At 70.6% G+C, this 24446-nt stretch carries 20 protein-coding genes; 6 read left to right on the forward strand and 14 right to left on the reverse strand.

The window, feature by feature from the left end; translation table 11 throughout:
- Nucleotides 1-89: 89 nt before the first annotated feature.
- On the reverse strand, nucleotides 90-2381 hold the full coding sequence (locus tag Saso_RS19695; protein WP_203833535.1) for a heterodisulfide reductase-related iron-sulfur binding cluster: 2292 nt from the start codon (nucleotides 2379-2381) through the stop codon (nucleotides 90-92).
- A gap of 240 nt (nucleotides 2382-2621) precedes the next feature.
- Here Saso_RS19695 and Saso_RS19700 point away from each other — a divergent pair, with 240 nt between their 5' ends.
- From Saso_RS19700 to Saso_RS19720, 5 genes are all read left to right on the forward strand, one after another.
- Entirely contained in the window at nucleotides 2622-3845 is a 1224-nt protein-coding gene (locus Saso_RS19700) for an MraY family glycosyltransferase (protein ID WP_189927100.1), read from the forward strand.
- Nucleotides 3846-3940: 95 nt separating this feature from the next.
- Entirely contained in the window at nucleotides 3941-5779 is a 1839-nt protein-coding gene (gene dnaK / locus Saso_RS19705) for a molecular chaperone DnaK (protein ID WP_189927099.1), read from the forward strand.
- A complete protein-coding gene (gene grpE, locus Saso_RS19710) occupies nucleotides 5776-6435 on the forward strand; it encodes a nucleotide exchange factor GrpE (protein WP_189927098.1) in 660 nt (219 codons plus the stop codon). The genes dnaK and grpE overlap by 4 nt, the downstream gene beginning before the upstream one ends.
- Before the next feature lie 39 nt (nucleotides 6436-6474).
- Nucleotides 6475-7650 carry a molecular chaperone DnaJ gene (dnaJ, locus tag Saso_RS19715; protein WP_189927097.1) on the forward strand — a complete coding sequence of 392 codons (1176 nt, stop codon included), beginning with the start codon at nucleotides 6475-6477 and terminating at the stop codon, nucleotides 7648-7650.
- A 5-nt stretch (nucleotides 7651-7655) separates the two neighbouring features.
- A complete protein-coding gene (locus Saso_RS19720) occupies nucleotides 7656-8108 on the forward strand; it encodes a heat shock protein transcriptional repressor HspR (protein WP_189927096.1) in 453 nt (150 codons plus the stop codon).
- Nucleotides 8109-8248: 140 nt separating this feature from the next.
- Here the strand turns inward: Saso_RS19720 and Saso_RS19725 are convergent, their stop codons facing one another.
- The gene (locus Saso_RS19725) at nucleotides 8249-11134 is read right to left on the reverse strand and encodes a PT domain-containing protein (RefSeq protein WP_189927095.1); all 2886 of its coding nucleotides are present in this window, start codon (nucleotides 11132-11134) and stop codon (nucleotides 8249-8251) included.
- Nucleotides 11135-11195: 61 nt separating this feature from the next.
- Between Saso_RS19725 and Saso_RS19730 the strand changes: the two genes are divergently transcribed.
- Nucleotides 11196-11768, forward strand: a complete 573-nt coding sequence (locus tag Saso_RS19730) for a hypothetical protein (protein ID WP_189927094.1) — start codon at nucleotides 11196-11198, stop codon at nucleotides 11766-11768.
- Nucleotides 11769-11788: 20 nt separating this feature from the next.
- Here the strand turns inward: Saso_RS19730 and Saso_RS19735 are convergent, their stop codons facing one another.
- The 12 genes from Saso_RS19735 to Saso_RS19790 form a co-directional block, all read right to left on the reverse strand.
- Nucleotides 11789-12046: a hypothetical protein gene (locus Saso_RS19735; RefSeq protein ID WP_189927093.1), complete on the reverse strand. Its 258-nt coding sequence runs from the start codon at nucleotides 12044-12046 to the stop codon at nucleotides 11789-11791.
- Between the two features lie 44 nt (nucleotides 12047-12090).
- Complete coding sequence (locus Saso_RS19740) at nucleotides 12091-13671, reverse strand: WhiB family transcriptional regulator (protein ID WP_189927092.1); 1581 nt, start codon at nucleotides 13669-13671, stop codon at nucleotides 12091-12093.
- A gap of 133 nt (nucleotides 13672-13804) precedes the next feature.
- Nucleotides 13805-14482 carry a hypothetical protein gene (locus Saso_RS19745; RefSeq protein WP_229901495.1) on the reverse strand — a complete coding sequence of 226 codons (678 nt, stop codon included), beginning with the start codon at nucleotides 14480-14482 and terminating at the stop codon, nucleotides 13805-13807.
- An 8-nt stretch (nucleotides 14483-14490) separates the two neighbouring features.
- Nucleotides 14491-15702 carry a hypothetical protein gene (locus Saso_RS19750; RefSeq protein WP_229901494.1) on the reverse strand — a complete coding sequence of 404 codons (1212 nt, stop codon included), beginning with the start codon at nucleotides 15700-15702 and terminating at the stop codon, nucleotides 14491-14493.
- Nucleotides 15699-16307, reverse strand: coding sequence for a hypothetical protein (locus Saso_RS19755; RefSeq protein WP_189927091.1), 609 nt, complete (start codon nucleotides 16305-16307; stop codon nucleotides 15699-15701). The genes Saso_RS19750 and Saso_RS19755 overlap by 4 nt, the downstream gene beginning before the upstream one ends.
- A 36-nt stretch (nucleotides 16308-16343) precedes the next feature.
- Nucleotides 16344-16970 carry a hypothetical protein gene (locus tag Saso_RS19760; RefSeq protein WP_189927090.1) on the reverse strand — a complete coding sequence of 209 codons (627 nt, stop codon included), beginning with the start codon at nucleotides 16968-16970 and terminating at the stop codon, nucleotides 16344-16346.
- Between the two features lie 39 nt (nucleotides 16971-17009).
- A complete protein-coding gene (locus Saso_RS19765; RefSeq protein WP_189927089.1) occupies nucleotides 17010-19187 on the reverse strand; it encodes a hypothetical protein in 2178 nt (725 codons plus the stop codon).
- Nucleotides 19188-19206: 19 nt separating this feature from the next.
- Nucleotides 19207-19824, reverse strand: coding sequence for a hypothetical protein (locus Saso_RS19770; RefSeq protein ID WP_189927088.1), 618 nt, complete (start codon nucleotides 19822-19824; stop codon nucleotides 19207-19209).
- 13 nt (nucleotides 19825-19837) lie between these two features.
- Nucleotides 19838-20524, reverse strand: coding sequence for a hypothetical protein (locus Saso_RS38320; protein WP_229901493.1), 687 nt, complete (start codon nucleotides 20522-20524; stop codon nucleotides 19838-19840).
- Nucleotides 20521-23526, reverse strand: a complete 3006-nt coding sequence (locus tag Saso_RS19780; protein WP_189927087.1) for an ATP-binding protein — start codon at nucleotides 23524-23526, stop codon at nucleotides 20521-20523. Before Saso_RS19780 ends, Saso_RS38320 begins: the two co-directional genes overlap by 4 nt.
- 48 nt (nucleotides 23527-23574) lie before the next feature.
- Complete coding sequence (locus Saso_RS19785; RefSeq protein WP_189927086.1) at nucleotides 23575-24063, reverse strand: hypothetical protein; 489 nt, start codon at nucleotides 24061-24063, stop codon at nucleotides 23575-23577.
- Nucleotides 24064-24128: 65 nt separating this feature from the next.
- The gene (locus Saso_RS19790; protein WP_189927085.1) at nucleotides 24129-24392 is read right to left on the reverse strand and encodes a TrbC/VirB2 family protein; all 264 of its coding nucleotides are present in this window, start codon (nucleotides 24390-24392) and stop codon (nucleotides 24129-24131) included.
- Nucleotides 24393-24446: the final 54 nt, after the last annotated feature.

Here is a 24446-nt window from a genome sequence, read left to right on the forward strand (position 1 = left end):
CGCCGGAGCCCCCGTGTCCGGTGGGACACGGGGGCTCCGGGGTCCGTACGAGGAGTCCGGGTCCGTACGACGGGGTACGGCCGTTCGGGTTACTTCACGGGCTGGGGTTCGGGCTCGTTCTCGGTCTGGGTGGTGCCGGCGGGGGGTTCGTCGTCGGCGGGTGTCTTGACGGATTCCAGCAGGAGCTGGGAGACGTCGACGACCTGGATGGACTCCTTGGCTGTGCCGTCGTTCTTCTTGCCGTTGACGGAGTCGGTGAGCATGACCAGGCAGAACGGGCAGGCGGTGGAGACGATGTCGGGGTTGAGGGAGAGGGCTTCGTCGACGCGTTCGTTGTTGATGCGCTTGCCGATGCGTTCTTCCATCCACATGCGGGCGCCGCCGGCGCCGCAGCAGAAGCCGCGTTCCTTGTGGCGGTGCATCTCCTCGTTGCGCAGGCCGGGGACGCTGGCGATGATCTCGCGCGGCGGGGTGTAGACCTTGTTGTGGCGGCCGAGGTAGCAGGGGTCGTGGTAGGTGATGAGGCCCTCGACCGGGGTGACGGGCAGGAGTTTGCCTTCGTCGATGAGGTGCTGGAGCAGCTGGGTGTGGTGGATGACCTCGTAGTCGCCGCCGAGCTGGGGGTATTCGTTGGCGAGGGTGTTGAGGCAGTGCGGGCAGGTCGCGACGATCTTCTTCGCCGACTTCGGCCTGGCGGACTCGGGGGTCACCTTGCCGTCCTCGTCGAGTTCCTCGCCGAACGCCGTGTTCAGCGCGGCGACGTTGTCCATGCCGAGTTCCTGGAAGAGGGGCTCGTTGCCCAGGCGGCGGGCGGAGTCGCCGGTGCACTTCTCGTCGCCGCCCATGATCGCGAACGGGACGCCCGCGATGTGCAGGAGTTCGGCGAAGGCCTTGGTGGTCTTCTTGGCGCGGTCCTCCAGGGAGCCGGCGCAGCCCACCCAGTACAGGTACTCGACCTCGGTGAGGTCCTCGATGTCACGGCCGACGACGGGGATGTCGAAGTCGACCTCCTTGAGCCATTCCAGGCGCTGCTTCTTGGCCAGGCCCCAGGGGTTGCCCTTCTTCTCCAGGTTCTTGAGCATCGTGCCGGCCTCGGAGGGGAACGCCGACTCGATCATGACCTGGTAGCGGCGCATGTCGACGATGTGGTCGACGTGCTCGATGTCGACGGGGCACTGCTCGACGCAGGCGCCGCAGGTGGTGCACGACCACAGCACGTCCGGGTCGATGACCCCGTGTTCTTCGGCGGTGCCGATCAGGGGGCGTGCGGCCTCGGCGAGTGCGGCGGCGGGCACGGAGGCGAGCTGTTCGGCGGAGGCCTTCTCCTCGCCCTCCATGGTCTTGCCGCCGCCGGCCAGGAGGTAGGGGGCCTTGGCGTGGGCGTGGTCGCGCAGCGACATGATCAGCAGCTTCGGCGAGAGCGGCTTGCCGGTGTTCCAGGCGGGGCACTGCGACTGGCAGCGTCCGCACTCGGTGCAGGTGGAGAAGTCCAGCAGGCCCTTCCAGGAGAACTGCTCGACCTGCGAGACACCGAAGACGTCGTCGTCACCGGGATCGGTGAAATCGATCGGCCTGCCGCCCGACGTCATCGGCGCCAGCGCGCCCAGCGCGGTCGCACCGTCGGCGTTGCGCTTGAACCAGATGTTCGGGAACGCCAGGAATCGGTGCCAGGCCACGCCCATGTTCGTGTTCAGCGAGACCACGATCATCCAGATGAACGACGTCCCGATCTTGATCATCGCGACCAGGTAGACCAGGTTCTGGAGCGTGGTGACGCTCAGTCCCTTGAAGGCCAGCACGAGCGGGTACGAGGCGAAGTAGCCGGCCTCGTAGTGCTCCACGTGGTGCAGCGCGCCCTCCAGGCCCCGCAGGACGTAGATGGCGAGGCCGATGGTGAGGATGACGTACTCGACGAAGTAGGCCTGGTTGGCCTTGGAGCCGGCGAAGCGCGACTTGCGGCCCGCGCGCGAGGGCAGGTTCAGCAGCCGGATCGCCATCAGGACGACGATGCCCAGGATCGTCATCACACCGATGAACTCGATGTAGAGCTCGAACGGCAGGAAGTCGCCGATGACCGGCAGCACCCAGTCGGCCTGGAAGAGCTGGCCGAAGGCCTGGGCGAGGGTCGGTGGCAGTGTCAGGAAGCCGATCGCCACGAACCAGTGGGCGAAGCCCACGATCCCCCAGCGGTTCATGCGCGTATGGCCGAGGAACTCCCGCACCAGGGTCACGCTGCGCGCGTAGGGGTTGTCCGTCCGGGCTCCTGCCGGCAGCGGCTGGCCCAGCTTGAAATACCGGACGAACTGGCCGATGGCACGCGCGATCAGCGCGACGCCGACCGCGGTCAGAAGCAGCGACACGATGATCGCGGCGAGTTGCATTCGGGGGCTCCTCGGGCCTGCGAGGGAAATTACTAAGCGGTAACTTATGCAGTCCGTCTGAGAGTACCCCGTATTCCGCTTCGCACTGTAGCGGGACGTGGAGTGATCTCAGTCGCTGAGGGTTGCCTCAGGATCCGGCCGATTCGAGTTGCGTGCGGGTCGATGAGGGGTGGACGCCCGGCCGTAAAATCGGTCGAGTCATTCGTACCAAATTGGTACATTTATGACTAATTTATAGCCGTGCTCTACGGGATCGTCGCCGCCATCACCGCCCTGTTCCTCGCCGCCGTCCTGACCGCGCTGCTGCGCGGACCCGCCCTGCGCCTGGGGCTGCACGACAGACGGCAGCGGCAGCGGCGTGTGCCGCTGTTCGGGGGCGCCGCCGTGGTGCTCGCCACCTGTCTGGTCGCCGTCGCGGGCGACTGGACGGGCATCGCGCCGCTCGGCGACGGCATCGAGGTGCTGCTCGTCGCGGGCGGCGCCGTCGCCGCGCTGGGACTGGTGGCGGACGTGTGGCGACTGAACGCGCGCTTCCTGGTGGTCGGCACGGCCGTCGCGGCCGCCTTCGTGGTGCCGTACGAGGACACGGGCCCGGTGGCGGGAGCGGCGGGCGTCGGCTGGATCACCTTCGTCGCCCTCGCCTTCCGGTCGCTCGACCACGCCGACGGAGTGGCCGGAACCGTGGGGGTGGTCACGGCCTTCGGGGTGGCCGCCTGCGCCGCCGTCGAGGTGATGGACGGGCTGGCGGTGCTGCTGAGCGTGTTCGCCGCCGCGCTGACCGGGTTCCTGATGCACAACTGGCCTCCCGCGCGCGTGGCCCTCGGCGCGTGCGGCTCGCTCTTCGCGGGCTTCCTGCTCGCGGCGGCCGCGGTGATCACCCGCGCGGGGCACGATCCGGTCACCGGGACGGCGGTGCTCTTCGCGCTGACCGCGGTCGCCGGCGCCGATGTCGCGCTGGTCGTGCTGTCCCGGCGGCTGGCCGGCCGGCCCCTGCTGCGCGGCGGCCCCGACCATCTCGCGCACCGGTTGCGGCGGCTCGGGATCACGGCGCAGGGGGCGACCGTCCTGATCGCCGCGGCCGCCTTCTCGGCGGTGCTCGCCGGGGTGCTGGTGCACGCGGGACGGGCGGACGCGCGGGCGGTGTGGTGGGTGGCCGGCGGGGCACTCGTCGTGGTGTTCGGTCTGCTGCGGGTGGCGGTGTACGGGCCGCCACGCGCGCGTGGCCGTCGTGCCGCGCAGGCCGGGCGCCCGTCACGCGCGCGTGGTGCCCGCCGCGGGGTCCGGGTGGCGGACGGCTCCCATGAGGCCCGCCCGGCGGTGCGCCCCGGGGCGGGGCCGGCGCCCGTCTATGCGCCGCGACGTCAATCCGAGGACGCTGCACATCACTCTGATCCCGGGGGGCGGCGGGCCGGGAGATCTGTATCTTCGCAGGTCAAAGCGTCCTTGCGCGTAAGGAACGGATAAGACTTGAGTGGGTGCGACTCAGGTCTGTTGACCGCACGGCCCGGCTCGTGCACACTTGAGTCCGTTCCACTCAAGTCAGCTGGAGGAAGATCACCATGGCACGTGCGGTCGGCATCGACCTGGGCACAACCAACTCCGTCGTAAGCGTTCTGGAGGGCGGCGAGCCCACCGTCATCACCAACGCCGAGGGTGCCAGGACCACGCCGTCCGTCGTCGCCTTCGCCAAGAACGGTGAAGTGCTCGTCGGCGAGGTGGCGAAGCGCCAGGCAGTCACGAACGTGGACCGGACCATCCGCTCGGTGAAGCGTCACATGGGCACGGACTGGTCGATCGAGCTCGACGGGAAGAACTTCAACCCGCAGCAGATGAGCGCGTTCATCCTGCAGAAGCTCAAGCGCGACGCGGAGGCCTACCTGGGCGAGAAGGTGGCCGACGCGGTCATCACCGTCCCGGCCTACTTCAACGACTCCGAGCGCCAGGCGACGAAGGAAGCCGGCGAGATCGCCGGTCTGAACGTCCTTCGCATCGTCAACGAGCCCACCGCGGCCGCGCTCGCGTACGGCCTCGACAAGGACGACCAGACGATCCTCGTCTTCGACCTCGGTGGCGGCACCTTCGACGTGTCCCTCCTGGAGATCGGCGACGGCGTCGTCGAGGTGAAGGCCACCAACGGCGACAACCACCTCGGTGGTGACGACTGGGACCAGCGTGTCGTCGACTACCTGGTGCAGCAGTTCAAGGCCGGCCACGGCGTGGACCTCGCCAAGGACAAGATGGCGCTCCAGCGTCTGCGCGAGGCCGCCGAGAAGGCGAAGATCGAGCTGTCCTCGTCCACCGAGACCTCGATCAACCTGCCCTACATCACGGCGTCCGCCGAGGGCCCGCTGCACCTGGACGAAAAGCTCACGCGCGCCCAGTTCCAGCAGCTGACGGCCGACCTGCTGGAGCGGTGCAAGACGCCGTTCCACAACGTCATCAAGGACGCCGGCATCAACCTCTCCGAGATCGACCACGTCGTTCTCGTCGGTGGTTCGACCCGGATGCCCGCCGTCGCCGAGCTCGTCAGGGAGCTGACCGGCGGTCAGGACGCCAACAAGGGCGTCAACCCGGACGAGGTCGTCGCCATCGGCGCCGCGCTCCAGGCCGGTGTCCTCAAGGGTGAGGTCAAGGACGTCCTGCTCCTCGACGTGACCCCGCTGTCCCTCGGCATCGAGACCAAGGGCGGCATCATGACCAAGCTCATCGAGCGCAACACCACGATCCCGACGAAGCGTTCGGAGATCTTCACGACGGCCGAGGACAACCAGCCGTCGGTGCAGATCCAGGTCTACCAGGGTGAGCGCGAGATCGCGGCCTACAACAAGAAGCTCGGCATGTTCGAGCTGACCGGTCTGCCGCCGGCGCCGCGTGGCGTCCCGCAGATCGAGGTCGCCTTCGACATCGACGCCAACGGCATCATGCACGTGACCGCGAAGGACCTGGGCACGGGCAAGGAGCAGAAGATGACCGTCACCGGCGGCTCCTCGCTGCCGAAGGACGAGGTCGACCGCATGCGCCAGGAGGCCGAGCAGTACGCGGACGAGGACCACCGCCGCCGCGAGGCCGCCGAGGCCCGCAACCAGGGCGAGCAGCTCGTCTACCAGACGGAGAAGTTCCTCAAGGACAACGAGGACAAGGTCCCGGGCGAGGTCAAGACCGAGGTCGAGGCCGCCGTCGAGGAGCTGAAGGCCGCGCTCAAGGGCGAGGACACCGCCGAGATCCGCACGGCCACCGAGAAGGTCGCCGCCGTCTCGCAGAAGGTCGGCCAGGCCATGTACGCCGACGCCCAGGCCGGTCAGGCCGCCGACGCCCCCCAGGGTGACGCGCCCAAGGCCGACGACGACGTCGTGGACGCCGAGATCGTGGACGACGAGCGCAAGGACGGTGCCGCGTGACGGAGGAGACCCCGGGCTTCGAGGAGAAGCCCGACGTCCCCTCCGGCGCCACCCCTGAAGACGCCGAGCCGAAGACCGCCCCCTCCTCCGCCTCGGCGGCGGGGGCGGCCCCGGCAGGGGACGCGAACCAGACCGCAGGTCTGGTGGCCCAGCTGGACCAGGTGCGTACCGCTCTCGGCGAGCGCACCGCCGACCTCCAGCGCCTCCAGGCCGAGTACCAGAACTACCGCCGCCGGGTCGAGCGCGACCGGATCGCGGTCAAGGAGATCGCCGTCGCGAACCTCCTGACCGAGCTCCTGCCCGTGCTCGACGACATCGGCCGCGCGCGGGAACACGGCGAGTTCGTCGGCGGCTTCAAGTCGGTGGGCGAATCGCTGGAGACCGTCGCGGCGAAGATGGGCCTCCAGCAGTTCGGCAAGGAGGGCGAGCCCTTCGACCCGACGATCCACGAAGCCCTGATGCACAGCTACGCGCCCGACGTCACCGAGACGACGTGCGTGGCGATCCTCCAGCCCGGGTATCGCATCGGCGAGCGCACCATCCGCCCCGCGCGGGTGGCCGTGGCCGAACCGCAGCCCGGCGCGCAGGCGGTGAAGGCCGACGAGGCCGAGGCGGCGGGTGACGACAAGGAGAGCGGTGGCCCGGACGAGGGCTGAGCTCGAGCGGATGAGCGGGTGGAAGGAGGGACGTCGAGGATGAGCACCAAGGACTTCGTCGAGAAGGACTTCTACAAGGTCCTCGGCGTCCCCAAGGACGCCACCGAGGCCGAGATCAAGAAGGCGTACCGGAAGCTCGCCCGCGAGTTCCACCCGGACGCCAACAAGGGCAACACCAAGGCGGAGGAGCGCTTCAAGGAGATCTCCGAGGCGAACGACGTCCTCGGCGACCCCAAGAAGCGCAAGGAGTACGACGACGCGCGCGCCCTCTTCGGCAACGGCGGCTTCCGCCCGGGCCCGGGCGCGGGCGGCTCCTTCAACTTCGACCTGGGAGACCTCTTCGGAGGCGGTGCCCAGGGCGGAGGTGCCCAGGGCGGCTTCGGCGGCGGTATCGGGGACGTCTTCGGCGGCCTGTTCAACCGCGGCGGCGCCGGCCCGACCCGTACCCAGCCCCGGCGCGGCCAGGACATCGACACCGAGGTCACCCTGAGCTTCACGGAGGCCATCGAGGGCGCGACGGTCCCGCTGCGCATGTCCTCGCAGGCTCCCTGCAAGGCGTGTTCGGGGACCGGCGACAAGAACGGCACCCCGCGGGTCTGCCCCACGTGCGTGGGCACCGGCCAGGTGGCGCGGGGCTCGGGCGGCGGTTTCTCGCTGACCGACCCCTGCCCGGACTGCAAGGGCCGGGGCCTGATCGCCGAACACCCCTGTCTGGACTGCAAGGGCAGCGGGCGCGCGAAGTCGTCCAGGACCATGCAGGTCCGCATCCCCGCCGGGGTGACGGACGGCCAGCGCATCCGGCTGCGCGGCAAGGGCGCCCCGGGCGAGCGGGGCGGCCCGTCGGGCGACCTGTACGTCGTCGTCCACGTCGGCGCCCACCCGGTGTTCGGCCGCAAGGACGACAACCTGACGGTGACCGTCCCCGTGACGTTCACGGAGGCCGCGCTCGGCGGCGAGGTCCGGGTGCCGACGCTCGGGGGACCGTCCCTGACGCTGAAGCTCCCCCCCGGCACCCCCAACGGCCGTACCATGCGGGCGCGGGGCAAGGGCGCGGTCCGCAAGGACGGCACCCGCGGCGACCTGTTGGTCACCGTCGAGGTGAGTGTCCCGAAGGACCTGTCGGGGAAGGCTCGTGACGCACTGGAGGCGTATCGCGAGGCGACCGCGGGCGAGGACCCGCGGGCGGAGCTGTTCGAGGCCGCGAAGGGAGCTTGAGAGTGATGGACGGCCGTCGGCGTAACCCGTATGAACTGACTCAGGAGACTCCGGTCTACGTCATCTCGGTGGCGGCCCAGCTCTCCGGCCTGCACCCGCAGACCCTGCGTCAGTACGACCGTCTGGGCCTGGTGTCGCCCGACCGCACCGCCGGCCGGGGCCGTCGCTACTCGGCCCGCGACATCGAGCTGCTGCGCACGGTGCAGGCCCTCTCCCAGGACGAGGGCATCAACCTGGCCGGCATCAAGCGGATCATCGAACTGGAGAACCAGGTCGCCGCGCTCCAGGCCAGGGCCGCGGAGCTGGAGGCCGCGCTGGACGGCGCGGCCGCGGCGATGCAGCAGCGGGAGGCCGCCGTGCACGCCTCCTACCGGCGCGACCTGGTGCCGTACCAGGAGGTGCAGCAGACCAGCGCGTTGGTGGTCTGGCGGCCCAAGCGGCAGCAGTCGGCCGACTGAGAAGCCGGTCGAGCGCGGCGGCGAAGCAAGCAGGACAAGGGGCCCGGAGTCTTCGACTCCGGGCCCCTCGCCGTTTCCGCGTGCCTGCTCCGCTGCCCGCTGCCCCGCTGCTCCGTTTCCGCGTGGTGTGCGCCCGCCGGTCAGTCGTCCAGGCCGACGCCCGGTTCGGGCGGCTCGTGGCCGGGCGGCGGGGGCTGCTGTTCCTGCCGGTCCGGGGCGTTCGGACGGCCGGCACCGCCCCTGTGCACGCCCATCTGCCACAGATGCGAGCCGGAGATGCCCGGGGCGGGGGCGGCGGGGGCACCACGGCCCGCGGACGCCTCCGGCGCGTGCTGAGCGGACGCCTCCGGCGCGGGCTGTGCGGTCGGCTCCGACGTGGGTTGCGCCGTGGGCTGAGCGGTCGGTTCGGCAGGGGTGTCTGCCTGCGTCCCCGGCGCCGCTGCTGTCTCCGTCTCCGTCTCTGTCTCCACTGCCGGGGTCACCGCCGTGGGCGCCGTGGCTGCCATGGCTACCGGGGCCGGGGCCGGGGCGGGGGCAGTGGACGTGACCGTGGACGGGCGGGTCAGGTCCGGGCGTTGCCAGCGTTCCGGGACGGTGGGCAGTCGGCGTACGGCGTCCGGGTCGCCCGCGGCCGCCTCCGCGACGGCCCGTGCGCGCAGGGCGCTCTGGCGGGCGATCGGGGAGAAGCCGGGGGCCGCGTTGCCGGTCTCGGACGGCAGACCGCGCTGACCCATCTCGTTCAGCGCCGCCTGGACCCCCGTCTTCGGGGCGAAGATCTCGCGCGGCAACTGCCAGGAGGCGGCGCCGTCCACGTCGACGCGGTGTTCCCTGCCGTCGACGGCGAACGTGAGCCCGTAGCCGATGTACTGGTCGTCCCGGTCGAACTGGAGGTCCCCGGAGATCTCGCCGCCCCGGTCGCGCACCTCGTCGGCGAGGACCTGGAGGGCGGGCGGAAGAGGGTTGGTGCGGCCGAGACTGCACACGTACCCGGCGGCCCGGGCCGTTCTCCGCTCACCGGTGGCCTCGATCACGTAGTCCGCCTGGAACCACGTCTCGCCGTTCTCGTGCTGATACGTCTCGACCGCGCCCACCTCGGTCCGGCCGATCGTCAGCCGGGGGTTCTCGCCCGTGGTGTAGCGCTCCAGCATCTCCGGGTACTGGACCTGGTGCCGGAGCGCGTCGGGCGGAGCGTTGCCGATGATGGTGACGTACGCGTCGGGGTTCTCCCGCAGGATGATCTCGGCGTTGGCGACGCCGGTGCCGCCGGACCCGGCGATGATCCAGTGCTGAGCGGCACGCGGGTCGAAACGGTTCTCGGCGACCTCGTCGCCCAGCAGTGCCCGCCCCGGCGCGGCCTCCCGTGCCGTCTCCCACTTCCCCGTCGAGTCGAGGGCGGTGAAGCAGTTGTCCATGCGGGCGCCGGTTTCCTCGTCCAGACCGTCCATGAGGGCGTCCTTCAGCGCCGACGACTCCAGGGCGCCGAGCACCGTCCGGGCGTCCGCGCCGCCCCGCTCGGCGAGGGTCAGCCAGGCCCGCAGCTCGCGCGCGCCCGGCACGGCCTGTCCCTCCAGCTCCCGCAGCCGGTCGCCGATCAGCCGAACGGCCTCACTGCGGCTCTCCACGCCGGTCGCGCCGCGGGGCATGCCCGGGACGGCGTCCGGGGTGAGGCCGGTCGCGATGCTCGGTGTGCCGTCGCACGCCACCCACAGCGGGGTGTCGCTCTCCTGGCCGTCCGGTCCCGAGGGCCGTATCTCGGCGAGGAGTTCGCCGCCGAGGCCCAGGCGCAGCCGGGCCCGGCCGTTCACCACGTCGCCCTGGGTGGCGAGCTGGTCCTCCCAGACCCGCACCGCGTGGATCGACACCCGGTGCCGGGGGTCCTCGACCGCCGCGTACGGGTCCACACCCATCCACTGCGCGAGGTCACGGTCCTGGTCCGCCGACTGCACGATCCCGTTGCCGGGGTCCAGGTGCCAACGGCCGGCGGCGTCCACGAGCAGCGCCTCCGGGTCCCGCCCGGTGAGACTCGCACCGCCGCCGATGACGACCTTGCGCAGCGGGAACTGCCCCGCGGCGAGCTGCCCCTCCAGCGCGCCCACGGTCCGTTCGCTGACCTGCTCCCTGTACTGCGCCCACCGCTCGGCGGCGGGTTCCAGCTGGTCACGGGGGAGAGGGAGGCCGTTCTGGTCGTAGCCGGGCATGGGCATGGTGATCTCACGCCGCCCGATGAACGCCTCGACCTGCCGCTCGGCCCGGACAGCGGCGTCCCGCGCCGCCCGGAGCGCGGTGGCGTCCGCGGGAGGGAGGGCTTCGATGGGGTGGGCGAGGGTGTCGAGAAGACCGACGGCTTCCGTGGAGAGGGAACCGAAGGCCACCCTGTACCGCGCACGTGCCGCCCGCTCCTGGGCACGGAACGCCTCCTCGTCGCTCATGGCCGCGGTCGGTCGCATGCCGTACGGATCGAGCAGCGCGGAGAACTCCGCACGGGCCTGCGCCTGCTGCTCGGGGGAGACATCGGGAGCCGAGCTGCGCGCCGCGAGCCAGTTGAGCTCGCCCACCCGCCCCCTGTCGGCCACCGACAGCGCCTGTTCCGAGGGGAGTTCGGTGCCCTCGCGGAGCGAGTCCTCCCGCACGGGCGCCAGTCCCTCGGCGGCACGCTCGCGCACGGCCATGAGCTCGCCGAGTTCGCGCGCCAGCACCCGGTGAAGCATCCGGGTCGGCAGCCGGTCGGAGACCCGGATCACATAGTGCTGCGACGTGGTGTTCGTCGCCGTGTCGGCGAGTGTCCCCCTCACCAGGGGGACGGCGTCGACCCAGACGGTCGCGGTGCCTCCCCGGCTGTCGGTCAGGACGAAGAACTGACGTCCGTCGGTGCGATCCGCGTCGACGGAGACCAGTCCGTCCCCGAGGACCGCGGCGGCCACCGGGGCCATTCCGCGTCCCGCGGCCGACACGAGTTCGTCCTGGTGCGCGTGTGGGTACTGCGGCAGTGTGCCCATCGCCGCCCGGGGATCGGTCCAACCGTCCATGTGATGCCCCTCCCCGGGCCCGCTCCCTGTTCGCTTCGCACAACAGCCCTAGGATCATGTCATGTTGAGAGCCCGCTCCTCGTTGGAAGCCCACCTGTACATGGACCTGCACCCGTGCGAGTGCGGGAGCACGGACTTCGACCGCCGGCACCGGCTCGAACAGCGCGGTGAGGACATCGTCGCCGTCTACGAGGGCGCCTGCCGGGAATGCGGACGCAACCGGAATTTCGCCTTCTTGATGGCGGACGAGATTCCCCCGCCTCCGCCCGCCTTCGGAGGCGCGGCGCCGTCCGAGATCATCGACCCCGGTGAGTTCGCCGCGGTGGCGGCGGACGTCTCCGCCCGCGCCGGACTCAAGCTGCTCAACTCGCCGGAAGCCGAGCACCACAGGCAGCGCGGCGCGGTGGCCTACGCGGTGGCCGCCGTCGAGGAGGTGCTGAAGTTCATTCCCGCCGGTCAGGACGCGGTTCCCGCATCGGCGTTCACCTCCGAGGCGGGCAGGGCCCGCTACGAGAAGGATCCGGGGAAGTTCCGCCGCGACATCCTGGAGATCGAACTCCGTCTCACGCGGCAGATCCTCACCGACATCGACACCGTCAGTCCTCCCCCCGGGGACACCGGCTCCCGGGGCTGAGGGAGCGCGCCGGGGCGGGCTCAGCCCAGTTGTTCCGTCGTGCCGTCCGGGTGGATCAGGAGGCGGATGGCGCCGCCGTACCGGTTGTCGGTGATGGTCGCCGGTGTGGGGGCGCCCAGTTGCTGCGCGCGCTGCTGGAGGATCGACAGGACGACGTCCTGGATGTCGCCGTAGGGCGGGGCGGTGACCGGGACGCCGTCGATCAGGCCGGCGTTGGGGGAGAAGACGTGCACCTGGGCGTCCGCCGTGGCGGGGGGTGGCGGCGTCGGTTCGGTCATCGGGGCTCTGGGTTCCTTCCGGCTCGGTCCGGATCAGTTCCGGCTCAGGCGCTCTGCGCCTCGTCCTGCTCGGGGACGTCCGCGGCGCCGTCGGTGGTGACGTCCGCGGTGACGTCGACGGCGCGAGCGTACGTGCCGCGGGCCAGGCGCCGCAGGCGGCCCGACTTGACCAGGGTGGACAGCACGTTGCTGATCGTCTTCGACGGGTCGCCGTAGACGCCGGGCGGGAGCGCGCGCAGGACGTCACGGGCGGAGAAGGGGCCGGGGAAGCCCGACACGGCCGTCTCGACGGCCGCCCGGATGCTGGGGGCGCCGGACGCGGTGAGGGGCGCGGCCCGGCCCGTGCCTGCGGACGTCCGGCCCGTCGGGGCGACCGGGAGTGCCGGATGCGGAAGGCAGGCGCGGATGCCCTGGAGCGCGGTGCGTATCGGCTCCAGCGGGATCCCGTCGCCGTCCGGGGCGCCGGACGCGGCCAGCATGGTCGCGACCTTCTCCATGTTGGCGAGGGAGGCGGCCAGTTCGCGCATCAGCGGTTCGAGGAAGTCGCGGCGCAGCGCCGCCACCGGGTCGGTGGTGGCGAGTTCGACGGAGACCGAACCGGTGAGGGCGCGCAGGGGGGCGGTGCTGTCCCGCACGGTCTCGGCGGAGCCGTCGGCGCCCCGGTCCGCTTCGGGAGCCAGCGCCTCGACGGCCTTGCGCGCGCCGCGCAGGGTGTCCGGCAGCTCCGGCGCGATCTCGCCGCCGGGCACGCTGGCCAGCATCGCGACCAGCTGCTCGAGGCCGTCGAGGGTGGGCAGCGCCGAGCGGATCAGGGGGGCCAGCAGGGCCTGTCGTACGGCCTGGGCGGGATCCTCGTACGAGAAGGCGATCCGCTGCCCGGACTCGGCCGCTGCCATGTCCTCGCTCCTGCTCTGCGGGTGTGCGTGGGGGTGGGATGGTCCGGGGACCTGGCCGGGGTCGTGACCGTCGCCGCCGAGGCCGTGGTCGGAGCCGTCGCCGCGGCCGTTGCTGTGGGCCCGCTGTGTGGCGGTGTGCTCGTGCAACTGCCGCGGCATGGCGGGCAACTCGCGCCGTGACCTGGCCAGTTGGTCCTGGCGGGCGTCGAACGCGTCGAGGATGCGCTCCAGTGGCGGAAGGCCGCGCTCGGCGGCGTGCCGGGCCGCCGGGTCGGTGGTGCGCGAGCGCAGCCGCAGCAGCCGGCGGGACGTCTCGGCGGAAGCGGCGCCGGGGCCCGCGCCGGCGTTCTCCACCGGGTGGGTCGGCAGGTCGCCCTCGGCGTCGCCGACGCCCAGGGCGCGGCGGATCCAGCGCCGGTCGTCGAACGTGGTCGCCGCCGCGTAGCCGTACGGCTCGGCGTGGGCGACGGCGTCCTGGAGGCATTCCGCCCACAACGGGCAGGAAGCGCACAGGTCACGGGCGGTGCGGAGCAGGACCAGGTGCTGGTGGCGCTGTTCGGGCGAGGTGTACGGAATGTCCGCGGGTGCCTCCAGCAGCGGGTGCTGGAAGACGTCCGGTCGGCGCTGGCAGGGGAGGGCGGCGTCGGGAGTGTGGATCCCCGCTCCCGCCCCCGTTCCCCGTACCGGCCCGCGCGCGGGACGCGCGGGCAGCGCCGTATGGCTGGCCATAGGCATGTGTGTAGTCCCCCGTGGTGATACGTGATCGGGGGGGAGCCTAAATCGTTCCGTCAACCCGGTGCAACGCATCTGCAAAGCGTGTGCCGACTTGGCACAGTGACGAGACGAAACGTTCACACGGGCCTCAACTGTCCGTCGGATCACTGGCTTTGCGTGTCCGCAGGCGGCCGAACACCCGGCCCGCCCGGCCCGCAACCGCTTTCGCGCGGCTTCCGCGTACCGCCAGTACCCCGAGCACGCCCAGGAAACCGAGCGGTACACCTGCTTCCGGAAGGAACATCCCGACGACGGACGCGATGACGAGGATCACATCCGCGAGCACGACGGTGACGCCTCGCCGGCCCGGGTGGTCCTTCACCATCCAGGCGCCGAGGAGCGCCATTCCGGCGAGGGCCCAGTAGCCGAAGGCGGCCGTGCCGGTGACGGTGGCGTTCGCGTCCTCGCTCGTGCGGGCCGCGTCGCCGACCGCGGAGAAGTAGCCGGTGAAGGCGATGGCGAGGATGCTCATCCCGAGCGCGAGGAGCAGCTGGGTGCGGTGGCGGAGGACCCAGAGCGCGAGGCCGAGGAGCAGCACGGTGACGACGGCGACGAAGCTGGAGCCGCTCTGCGAGGCGAGGGTGATCACCGTGTAGAGCGCGGCGACGCCGAAGACGATACGGGGCAGGAGGCGGACGGCCCAGGTGTCGTTCTTCTCCTGGTGGAGGAAACGGCGGAGGAGGGGACGCGAAGGAGTGGTTGACCCGGCCGTGTCCGGACGGACGGTGCCGGACCGCGCGGGGCGGGTGCGTTTGGGATCGGCCATGCGCGGGGTCACACCCCCATCCCTGCGTCACGTGACTGCTCGGGGGCCGGAGGCGCCGCCGTGGGGGTGCTGTTCACGGCCGGGGCGGCGATCGGCTTCACCTGCGGGACGACACCGGGCAGGAAGGCGTGGGCGCTCACGGCGGCCTTCTCCGGCGTGGGGAGGGTGAGCGATTCGAGCGGGGCGGGGCCGGTCCTGGCGTTGACCGTGACGCCGGGGAGGTACTGGCCGTGGGTGCTGACGGCGGGGGCGGAGGCCTTCGGCGTCTGCTCCTCCGCCGGCGGGGCTTCCCGTTCTACCTCGTCCTCCGCCGCCGGGGTCTCTCGTGCCTGCTCAATACGTAGGGACAGGACTTCCGCGGTGAGCCGTTCGACGTCCGCGGTGCGTCCGTCCAGCTGGGCGACGCGTGCGCACGCATCGAGGACGGCGGCGCGCTGGGCCTCGGGGGTGGTCAGGGACCTGAGCATCGTGAGGTCCACATAGCCGGCCTCCGCAGTCCTGGCACGCTTCGCGTCCGGGTCCTCGTACCGCATGTGGTGGATCTGGGCGCGGACGCGGTCCTCGGACAGCAGGGCCTGTGTCTCCGGCAGGAGGCCTTCGAGATCCCTTTCCGGGACGGGGTACATGAAGTGGATGTTGTCGAGGCCGGTGCCCGTGCGGAGTTCGGGCAGCTCCGTCTGGTAAGCCACCGACCAGGGAGCGAGGCTCCCCGCGAAGATGGCGGCCTCGCTCTGGGTGGCAATGGCGTACTCCTGGGAGAGGGCGGACCAAGCCGCTGAGGCGAGGGCCCTGCCCTCTTCCTCGTCCAGGCTGAGCCCGTCTTGAACCGCCTTGTCCCAGAGGCGGAGTGCGGCCAGCTCCCTGCCGCCCCGGGTGCCCTCAAGGAAACGAGTGCTTCCCTCCGGCTGGGCCGCGGTGTAGGCGCCGGCGATGTACTCGTTGCTGAGTGTCTCGTTCTCCTCCAGGTGGGGATGGTTCTCGACGACGTGAGACCAGAAGGCGGACTTGACGTCGGGGTCGGGCGTCGTGACGTGAGGGCCGAGTTCTTCGTGCACGAAGTCGACGAGGTATTCCGTGAGCCCCTTGTTGGCGGACATGGCTCCGGCCCTGAGCCTCTGGGCGATCGCCAGGCCCTCCGCGGGCTTCAGCGGCCGGGCCCCTTCGTTCCGAAGCTTCCGCGCGGCGTCGATGACCTCGTTGGGCAGCGCCTCCTGGTTCACATGGCCTCCGGCGGATAGCAGTCGATTTTGACCAGGGCGCCTCGCTTCTCCCCAGCCAGCGGAGCGAGGCCGAGATTGACCCAGAGCACGGTCGTGCGCCCCTCCGGGCCGGACGCCGGCCAGATGGCCAGGCGGTAGGGACTCTGGTTCTCCAGCCGCAGCTCACGAGGCATGAGCCAGTGGCCCTCGGACGGCGGCTCGGGAAATGCCGGGTCGTCCCAGGCCCCGGAGAACCGGGGCTCACCGAGCACCGAGCGTGCAGCCGCCTCGTACGCGGTCCACATGTCGGCGGAGCGTTCCAGTACGGTCTCGTTCTCGGCAGGGTCGTCCGCACGCAGATGCCAGGTTGTCCAGGAGAGGCTTGCCACCGGAGCCCAGCCCCCGCCGATGACCGGGTACAGCGCCATGTGCTGGCCGGTGACGGTCTCGATGCTCAGCGTCCGCTCGCTCGGTACGGCCTTCCAGCCCATGAGGGTGCACCAGTCGTCGAGCGCTTGACCGTAGCCAGGCGGTCCCGACCAGACCGACGGCCAGTCCACATGTTCCAGTCCCCTCAGTTCGTCGGTGAACTGCTCGGGAGATCGCTGGGTCTTCAGAGTCGTCATCGCGCGTCGCTCTCCTCGTCTTCCTGCTGGTTCCGGTCATCCGAGCCAGGACGGACCGCGGTCCTCCGGGTCGGAGGGACCGTGGCAGGCGAGGCTGATCCTCGCATCGGCCGGAGCCGGACCTCTCGGTGAGCCCAGTCCCAAAGCCAGCTTCATCTCGATGACGGGTGCCTCCGGCGTGCGGAATCGCCACACCGCTACTCGATACGGGTCCCGTTGCTCCAGTCGTTCTTCCCTCCCGGCCCACGAACGTCCGGGCAGGTCGGGCATGTCCGGTGTGTCCCACATGCCCTCCCAGCGGGGCGTACCCATGAAGCGGAGCAGCGCGGCGCTGTAGGCCGTCCAGCGGGCCTCCGCCAGGGCAACGACCCGGGGGTTCTCGTCCGTGTCTCGGGCACGGGCGGACCATCCGGTGTGCTCTATCCGGGTCACCGGTCGGCCGGGAGCGAGCGTGGCAAGGTACAGGCGTCCGCCCTCTACGGTTCGGACGTGCATGCCGCCCTCGAACCACATGGGGCGCCAGTCGAAGGCCTCGCACCATCTCGTCCGCTTCTCCGTGTCCTCCGGGACCCCCGCCCACACCGTGGGCCAGTCGATGCCGATGAGCCGCTCCAGTTCCGCGACCAGTTGGTCGGGGGTTCGGTCGGCGGTCAGGGCGGGCATCGGGTGGCTCCTCGGTGGGGGAAGGACGGCGGGACGGGACTAGACGCGGCCGCTGGGGCCGCGCGGGTCCCTCGGGGGCGGCAGGGGCGCCGGAGCGGGGGCCACCGGCGGGTCGGCGGGCCGGGGGCGCGGGGCCGGCGCCTGCGGTGCGGCCGCGGGTGCGGGCGCCGGTGCGGGTGCCGGTGCCGGACGGGACTCGGTCGGCGTCGTGGACTGCGGAGCCGGCGCACTGCTGGAGCCGCTGACGCGGCGGCCCCGGGTGCGGGGCTGCTCCGGAGCCGGTGACTCCTTGGGCTCGGGCTCGGGAAAGTTCTCCGCGTAGTTCTTCTTGGTCATCTTCGCGCTCTGGTGGGACGTCTGGCGCTGCTCACGCTTGGACTGACCGATCCAGCCCTTCTGCTGCAACCTGTCCCGGTACTTGCCGCCGAAAGCGACCTTGTCCCCCACTCGCGCCGCGCCGCCGATCGTGCGAGCCGTGCCCTTGGCCGTGGTGCTCGCGACGCGGCCGCTGGTACGGGCAGTGGACGCGGCGAGCCCCGGCGCCATCGCGGTCACCTTGCCGGCCATGTCTCCGACACCGAGAGCGTCGTCCGCCCCCTGGACCTGCGGGCTGAACTTCCCGGACAGCAGGTTCTTGAGCAGCATGATCACGGCGATCGTGACGAGCAGCAGCATCAGCAGCTGCATGCCCAGCGGGATCTGGAGCGGCAGGATCAGCTGGTAGAAGAGCAGCAGGATCGTGAGGATCACGCCGAACCCGGCGCGCAGCACGAAGCTGTGCACGAAGGTCTGCCACCAGCCCCGCAGCAGCTTCTGCTGGGTCGGGTGGATCGAGATGATCGCGACCAGGGGCAGCAGGATCACCATGATGAGCGTGACCGCGTGCCACAGCAGCGTCAGAGCGCTGAGCACGACCACCATCAGGCCGACGATCAGGGAGGCGACCAGTGCGTAGACGCCGATGCTGATGCGGTTGGAGGGCTTGTCGCCGGACCACTGCTCATAGACGCGGGCATCCTCGTGCTCGGCGATCCAGTGGCGCAGCTCGCCGTACTGGTTCTCCTTCGCCTTGATGATGTCGCCCTTTTCGTTCTCCTCGATCTCGACCGGTGAGGGGTGCTGGTAGTACTCGATGTTCGTCACCGACTGGACGATGACCTGCTTGACCCGTAGGTCGCCGCAGCGCTTCTCCGTACCGAAGTCGCACTTCTGGTCGCTCTTGTACTCCATGCGCGCCTTGCCGGGGTCACCGAACTGGCCGATGGCCCACGGGCGGAACGCGAGGGTGTCGTACATGGCGCAGCTGGAGATGCGCATGCCGCGCTGCGGTGCGTTGTCGGGCAGGTCGCAGGGCGGGTCGACGCCGTCGATCGCGCCGTCCAGCACGGCCTCGGTCAGGGCGGCGTTCCCCTGCGCGATTCCCGAGTCGGCCGTCTCGACCACGGCCACGTAGTTCCCGTTGACGAGGAACGCCGACACGGCGATGACGACGAACGCGGCCCAGCCGACACCCGACCAGACCTCACGCATGTCGCCCTTGCGCCATTTGCCGAACACCCAGAGGCCGGTGAGCAGGATCATGGTGGGCACGGCGAGCTTGAAGACGCCGTTGTTCAGCCGGTCGACGACGCTGTCGTCGCCCGAGACCGTGCCGTCGTAGAGGGCGGCCAGCGGGCTGGGGTTGGAGGAGATCTCCTTGATGCTGATCGCGGCCCGGCTCATGATCTTGCTCAGGTCGAAGATGGCCTGGGCGATGCTGTTGTAGATCTCGTTCTGGAGGCTGCACTCGTCGTCATCGGCGGCCTGTCCGCGGTCGCCCTGCTTCGCGTCGTGCTGGCTCTGCTGGGTCGCGGCCCAGTTGAGGCCACGCATGGCGCTGAGTTCGTACAGCGTGTAGTTCGACGCGGGGCCTTCCAGCTTCGTCGCCCCGGCCACGAGTTCGCGCTTGCCGTCCCATTGCTTCACCGAGGGGAAGATGTTCTCCGCGGCGGGCCCGGGCATGTCGGCCTTCTGGTTGATGCTCTGCTGCGCCCAGTCGCAGGTGTCGAAGAGGGCCTGCGCCTGCTGCGGAGCGGAGAACGAGAGCGCGATCACCCCCAGCACCAGGAACAGCACGGCCCGCGCGGCGACGCCGGTGCTGATGACTTTCTCGCGCAGGGAGCGCCTCGTCCGGGTCCGTGCCGGACGGCCGGAGCGCGGCCGGATGCGGGTCAGCATGAGATGCCCTTCGGAGGGATCAGTTGGCGTAGTAGTTCGTGAGGACGCATCCGTCCACCTGCGCGGGCTCCTGCTTGTAGCCGCTGGGGATCTTGCGTTCCGCGTCGCACGACAGGACCACGAGGCCCGAGGCCTTCAGGTCCTCGCTCGTCTCGGTGCCGCCCGGCGCCACCGCGAAGTCCTTGCCGATCAGGATGGATCCGTAGTTCTTGGCGTGCATCGAGGTCTGGAACTTCTTCATGTCCGACAGCAGGAGCAGCGTGCTGGAGTCGTCATAGTTGTCGCGGCAGACGGCCCGTTCTTTGATGCCCCAGGCGGCGTCGCGGGTCATGTTCTCGTCGCCCCAGGCGGGGTCGTGGTCGGCCAGGGAGGAGTCGTCGTACTCGGCGCCCGGTGTCAGATCCAGGCAGGACCCGTACTGGTTGAGGTAGTACGCGATCGACGCCATGTCCGAGGCCTCGGGCAGCTTCGTGCCTGCCGCTCCGCCGCTGCCGCCCTTGCCGCCGCTCGCGCTCGCGCCGGTCCTGCCGTCGCCGTCGCTGTTTCCGCTGCCCTTGTCGTCATCGCCGCCGCAGGCCGTCATCGACGCCGACATGAGGAGAAGGGCGCCGACGGTGATCGCTCGCCTGAGTCGCATGGTGGTACTCGCCTTACTCGGGGACGTAGTTGGTCAGGACACAGCCGTCCACGAGGGCCGGCTCCTTCTCGAAGCCGCTCGGCACCGCGAGGTCCGCCTCACAGGTCAGGAACCGCAGGCCGGACGGCTGGAGGCTGCGGATCGCCTCGTCACCGACCGGAACGACCGCGAAGTCCTCCCCGACCAGGAACTTGTCGCCGCTCGACTTGGCGGCGGTCTGGAACTTCTTCATGTCGGGGGCTATGAGCAGCGCGATGGGCCCGCCCGACCCGTCCGTGCACACGGCGCGCTCCTCGATGCCCCAGGCCGGGTCCTCAGCCTCGTCCGTTCCCCAGGCCTCGCCGTCGTCCTGAGCGTCGTAGTCGTCGCCCGTCGCCACGTCCTGGCAGGGGGTGTACCGGTTCAGGTACTCGGCGACGGAGGCCGCATCCGACGCCCTGGGCAGGCCGTCGGCCGTGGACTGTCCGCTGGAGTCGCCCCCACCGGTCACCGAGCCGCCGTCGGCGCTGCCGTCCGAGCCGAAGACGGAGTCCGCGCCGGTCTTGGCCCCCGACCCCGAATCCGAGTCCGATCCGCACCCGCTCAGCGTGACGAGCAGAGTGAGGGCCGCGGCCCCGGTCGCGAGGCTTGTGGACAGGCGCACGGTGGAACGGACTCCTCGGTGGGTGTGCGGGTCGGTGGTGCCGGTGCGGCGTGTCATGCCGTCACCGTCGCCGTCGTGGTCTCCTGCGCAGGGCTCGCATGCCGTGCCGGGTCCTCCTCGGCCTCCTGGAGGAAGGTCCAGTCCCAGACGTTCAGGGGTGGGTTGACGCCCTGGCGGGCGGGGCGGGTGGTGCCGTTGGTGTCCGTCGCGGCGAGGATCTCCTTGAAGACCAGGTCGACGGCGACCGTGCCGACGCGCTTGTCGACGTCGCGCTGGAGGCAGACACCCGTGCGGAGCTCCTGGAGGGCCGCGATGACCTTCGGGTCGTTCTCCGGGCGGCCCAGCAGCGGGGCGACCAGGGACGCCTCCTGCGCCGACTTCTGCTTGAAGGCGAAGACCGTGTGGATCTGGTTGGCGCCGCCGCTGCGGGCCTCGGAGTCCTCGATCTGCACCAGGTCGATGGCCTGCTGGGTGATCAGGACGGTGACCGCCAGGTAGGAGCGGCCCTGCTTCAGGGCGCGGCGCATCAGGTCGCGACCGGACTCGGTCGCCGTGACGACGTACGCCTCGTCGACGAAGAGCGCCTTGGGGCGCAGACCGATCTCGCCGGTCACCGGGTTCTTCTCGTAGCCGACGTCGAGCATCTGGCTGCCCAGTTCCACGACCGCCATCAGCGCGGTCGCCGCGAGGCGCTCCGCCGGGTTCCAGCTGCGCGGGTCGGAGGCCGCGGGCGACTGGAAGCCGCGCAGGGTGATGACCGTGCGGCGCTTGCGCATGCTGGACAGCGGCTGCGGGCGCTCCGCGAAGGAGAGCCGGGCGTAGGGGAGCGTGCGCAGCTCGGTGAGGAGCATCTGCGCGAGCTTGAGGTCCTTGATGGCCTCGCGGTCGCCGCTGGCCACCGCGAGGTCGTACGCCGCCACGACCTCGTCGACGACCTGCCACAACGTGGGCCGCGGGACGGCCAGTTCGGCGTCGCGGGCCGACAGGCCCTGCTCGACGGCCTGCCGGATCGCGGAGTTGTAGCGGCCGATGACGGTCGCCATGCCCTCGATGACGGGGAGCCGTACGCGCTGGTAGTCCTCGTCGCCGAGGAAGCCGCGGAGCATGGACTCCGCGAGGAGGCGGCCGGCCGGGACGTCCCGGGCGATCACCCACGGGTCCAGGACGCCCGCCTGGCCCTTGAGGAGGTCGACGACCTCGGTCTCGGCCCAGAACTCCGTGTTGACCGGCTGGAACTTGCTGGCCGGGGTGCCCAGCAGGCCCCCCTCCGCGTCGGCCGCGAAGTCGGGGTCGTTCACCTGGGCCCCGAAGGCCAGGTAGTAGCACATCTGGGCGAAGTCGGTCTTCGGGTCGATGACGAGGCAGCGGACGCCGGCCTCCGACTCCTCGTAGAACTTCTGAAGGGCGAGGGACGACTTGCCACCGCCGGAGGCGCCGACGATGGCCAGTCCGCCGCCGTCGTTGCGCGCCGGGCCGACGTGCAGCGAGTAGTGGACCGGCATCTTGCCCGCCCAGCCGACCAGGTTGCCGACCCAGCCGAGCCGCTTGCCCGACCGCTGCTCGGGGTTGTCGCCCAGCTCCGTGCCGGCGGTGGGCAGTCCGGCGCCGAGCTGCTCCACCTCCTGGAGCCGCAGATAGGGAGCGATCGGCAACTTGGGTGCGTCACCCGGCAGTTGAGACTGGAGCAGACGCCACTGCTGACGCGTCGGACGCAGCAGCGTGACCTTCAGGTCCTGCTTGAACTGCATCTCCAGGACACGGCGGCGGCGTTCCAGCTCCTTCACGTCGTGCGCCGAGATCGTGAAGCGGATCTGCGCCTCCATGCCCGGCATCTTGTGCTCTTCGATGTCGTCGACGAGCTCCTGGGCGCGGGTCACCTGGGTGCCGAGCTTCGTGTCGGGGCTGCGGCCGGAGTTGGCCATGTCGTTCATCTCGTCGACCAGGTTGCCGCGGATCTTGTCGGCGCGGTCCTTGAACTTCAGGTACGGGATGAGCGTGAACCGCATGTCGATCTCGACGGGGAAGTCCACGTGCTGGGCGGCGTAGCGCGCCCACGCGGTCGACTGGCGGAAGCGGGTCTCGGCCGGCCAGTTGGCGGCGACGAGGGTGGTCGTGTAGCTGGTCTGCTGCTCGCCCGTCTCCTCGTCGTACTGGTTCAGCACGATGTGCGTCTTGCGGTTCTCGCCGGAGAAGTCGACGACCAGGTCGAACTGGTTCGGGCCCCACGCGCGCGAGCCGAGCACCGGCTCCGGCGGGACCGGGAGGTCACCGTGGAGCGGCTTGCGGATCAGCCAGACGAGCTCCTCGCGGCTGAGCGGGGTGCCCTTGAGGCCCTCCAGGCTCTCGTGGACCTCGACGGCCGTCTGCGTCCACTCGGCGAGGACGTGCGGGGAGAGGTACTCGTCGGTGACGCCGGTCGCGGTGGCGGCGGCCTGGTCGGCGGCGCCGCGCACACCGCGCAGCAGCCCGGGCTCGTCGTACGGCTCGTCGTCCTGGGCGAGCACACCGCTGCCGCCGCTGGTGCGCTTCAGTGAACCCAGCTTCACCAGCAGGATGTTGCGCTCCCGCTTGGCGCCGATGCGCTCCTGGTACTCGGCCTTGCGCAGGTTGTACGCCTTGTAGTTCTCGGTCGGCTCCCAGGCGATCGCGTTGAGCTCCTCCGCCCAGGTCATGGCCGTGATCGGCTGGTAGACCTTGCGGTAGTGGCACTCGACGTTGCGGTCGCCGCGGGCGAGGTTGAGCAGACCGCGGGCCGGGCCCTCGGCCATCGCCTGGAGCTCGCCGGCGTTCAGGTACTCGTCGATGGCGTTGGGCAGGACCAGGCCCGTCCACACCGAGTCGCCGTGGACGAAGATCATGTCGTCGGCGTAGCGGTAGGGGAGGCGGAGGTCCTCGCGGCGGGCGGCGGCCGACGAGCCGGACGGCCTGGACCGGGAGGAGGACGACTGCCTCGAGCCGCCCTGACCGCCCTGGCCGTTCTTCTTGCTCGACGAGGCGGCCATGATCATGGCGACCACGAAGAAGGCGGCCGCCCCGCCCAAGAGGATCAACATGAACATGGAGGACTCATCCTGCGGTAGTCATCGGAAAGTGGGGTGAGCGCGGGGTCAGCGCCTGGCGGCGGCGAACGCGCTGCCGCGCTCGGCGGCGACCCGGCGCGCGGCGTCGTAGCGGGCCTGCCAGCGAGGCGAGCCGGGGGTGAAGAGGATGACCTGCCAGTGCAGATGTTCCGGCTCCTGGTCGGCGGAGAGGCCTTGCAGGCGCTTGGGCTGGAACCACCAGTCGGTCCACACCACGATCTGCTGGCTCAGCGTGAGCGCGGAGGGCAGGGGCCTTCCCCAGACGAAGTAGACGGCGAACGGCGGTCCGAAGTAGAGGATCGACGTCCACATCGACATGCCGAGGAAGGGCAGGAACGCCGACACGGTGAACAGGGTGACGAGCCAGACCAGTCCGAAGCCGAAGGCGGCGCCCAGCGCGGGCAGCAGCAGGCCCGGCAGCGGGATGTTGCCCCAGTTCCAGATCCGCTTGGGGCGGTTGACCAGGTCGGTGTGGTCGTACGCGACCAGCGGCTCGGGTGGTGCCTCCTGGCTCATGACTGCGAACTCCCCCTATAGGGACGGCGGCTGACGGTACGAGGGGCATGGCCCCGCGCGGTCCGTCAGTTGCCGCCGCCGATCTGGCTGCCGAGGCCGATCAGGACGCCCGCGAGACCACCGGCGCCACCGATGATCAGGGCGGCCAGCGCGATCATGCCGAACCCCTGGAAGGCCTCGCGCATGCCGTCGCCGCGCTTCATCGACAGGAGCATGCGGATGCCGAGGATGAGCAGGGCGATGACGGCGACCATGGTGCCCGCGTTGCGCAGGATGTCCTCGATCTGCCCGAACATGTCGTTCAGGGTCGTACCGGCGGCCTGGTACATGGTGGTTCCTCTCGGGTGGTGGTACGGCGGTGAGTGGTACGGGGCGGGACGGCC

It is taken from the genome of Streptomyces asoensis (assembly GCF_016860545.1).
GTDB classification, from domain to species: Bacteria; Actinomycetota; Actinomycetes; order Streptomycetales; family Streptomycetaceae; genus Streptomyces; species Streptomyces asoensis.

What these genes read in the sequence shown, in the direction of transcription:
- Saso_RS19695 (WP_203833535.1), bottom strand. Translation starts at nt 2,381, where the DNA reads ATGCAACTCGCCGCGATCATCGTGTCGCTGCTTCTGACCGCGGTCGGC.
- dnaK (WP_189927099.1), top strand. Translation starts at nt 3,941, where the DNA reads ATGGCACGTGCGGTCGGCATCGACCTGGGCACAACCAACTCCGTCGTA.
- dnaJ (WP_189927097.1), top strand. Translation starts at nt 6,475, where the DNA reads ATGAGCACCAAGGACTTCGTCGAGAAGGACTTCTACAAGGTCCTCGGC.
- Saso_RS19720 (WP_189927096.1), top strand. Translation starts at nt 7,656, where the DNA reads ATGGACGGCCGTCGGCGTAACCCGTATGAACTGACTCAGGAGACTCCG.
- Saso_RS19725 (WP_189927095.1), bottom strand. Translation starts at nt 11,134, where the DNA reads ATGGACGGTTGGACCGATCCCCGGGCGGCGATGGGCACACTGCCGCAG.
- Saso_RS19730 (WP_189927094.1), top strand. Translation starts at nt 11,196, where the DNA reads ATGTTGAGAGCCCGCTCCTCGTTGGAAGCCCACCTGTACATGGACCTG.
- Saso_RS19735 (WP_189927093.1), bottom strand. Translation starts at nt 12,046, where the DNA reads ATGACCGAACCGACGCCGCCACCCCCCGCCACGGCGGACGCCCAGGTG.
- Saso_RS19740 (WP_189927092.1), bottom strand. Translation starts at nt 13,671, where the DNA reads ATGGCCAGCCATACGGCGCTGCCCGCGCGTCCCGCGCGCGGGCCGGTA.
- Saso_RS19745 (WP_229901495.1), bottom strand. Translation starts at nt 14,482, where the DNA reads ATGGCCGATCCCAAACGCACCCGCCCCGCGCGGTCCGGCACCGTCCGT.
- Saso_RS19755 (WP_189927091.1), bottom strand. Translation starts at nt 16,307, where the DNA reads ATGACGACTCTGAAGACCCAGCGATCTCCCGAGCAGTTCACCGACGAA.
- Saso_RS19760 (WP_189927090.1), bottom strand. Translation starts at nt 16,970, where the DNA reads ATGCCCGCCCTGACCGCCGACCGAACCCCCGACCAACTGGTCGCGGAA.
- Saso_RS19765 (WP_189927089.1), bottom strand. Translation starts at nt 19,187, where the DNA reads ATGCTGACCCGCATCCGGCCGCGCTCCGGCCGTCCGGCACGGACCCGG.
- Saso_RS19770 (WP_189927088.1), bottom strand. Translation starts at nt 19,824, where the DNA reads ATGCGACTCAGGCGAGCGATCACCGTCGGCGCCCTTCTCCTCATGTCG.
- Saso_RS38320 (WP_229901493.1), bottom strand. Translation starts at nt 20,524, where the DNA reads ATGACACGCCGCACCGGCACCACCGACCCGCACACCCACCGAGGAGTC.
- Saso_RS19780 (WP_189927087.1), bottom strand. Translation starts at nt 23,526, where the DNA reads ATGTTCATGTTGATCCTCTTGGGCGGGGCGGCCGCCTTCTTCGTGGTC.
- Saso_RS19785 (WP_189927086.1), bottom strand. Translation starts at nt 24,063, where the DNA reads ATGAGCCAGGAGGCACCACCCGAGCCGCTGGTCGCGTACGACCACACC.
- Saso_RS19790 (WP_189927085.1), bottom strand. Translation starts at nt 24,392, where the DNA reads ATGTACCAGGCCGCCGGTACGACCCTGAACGACATGTTCGGGCAGATC.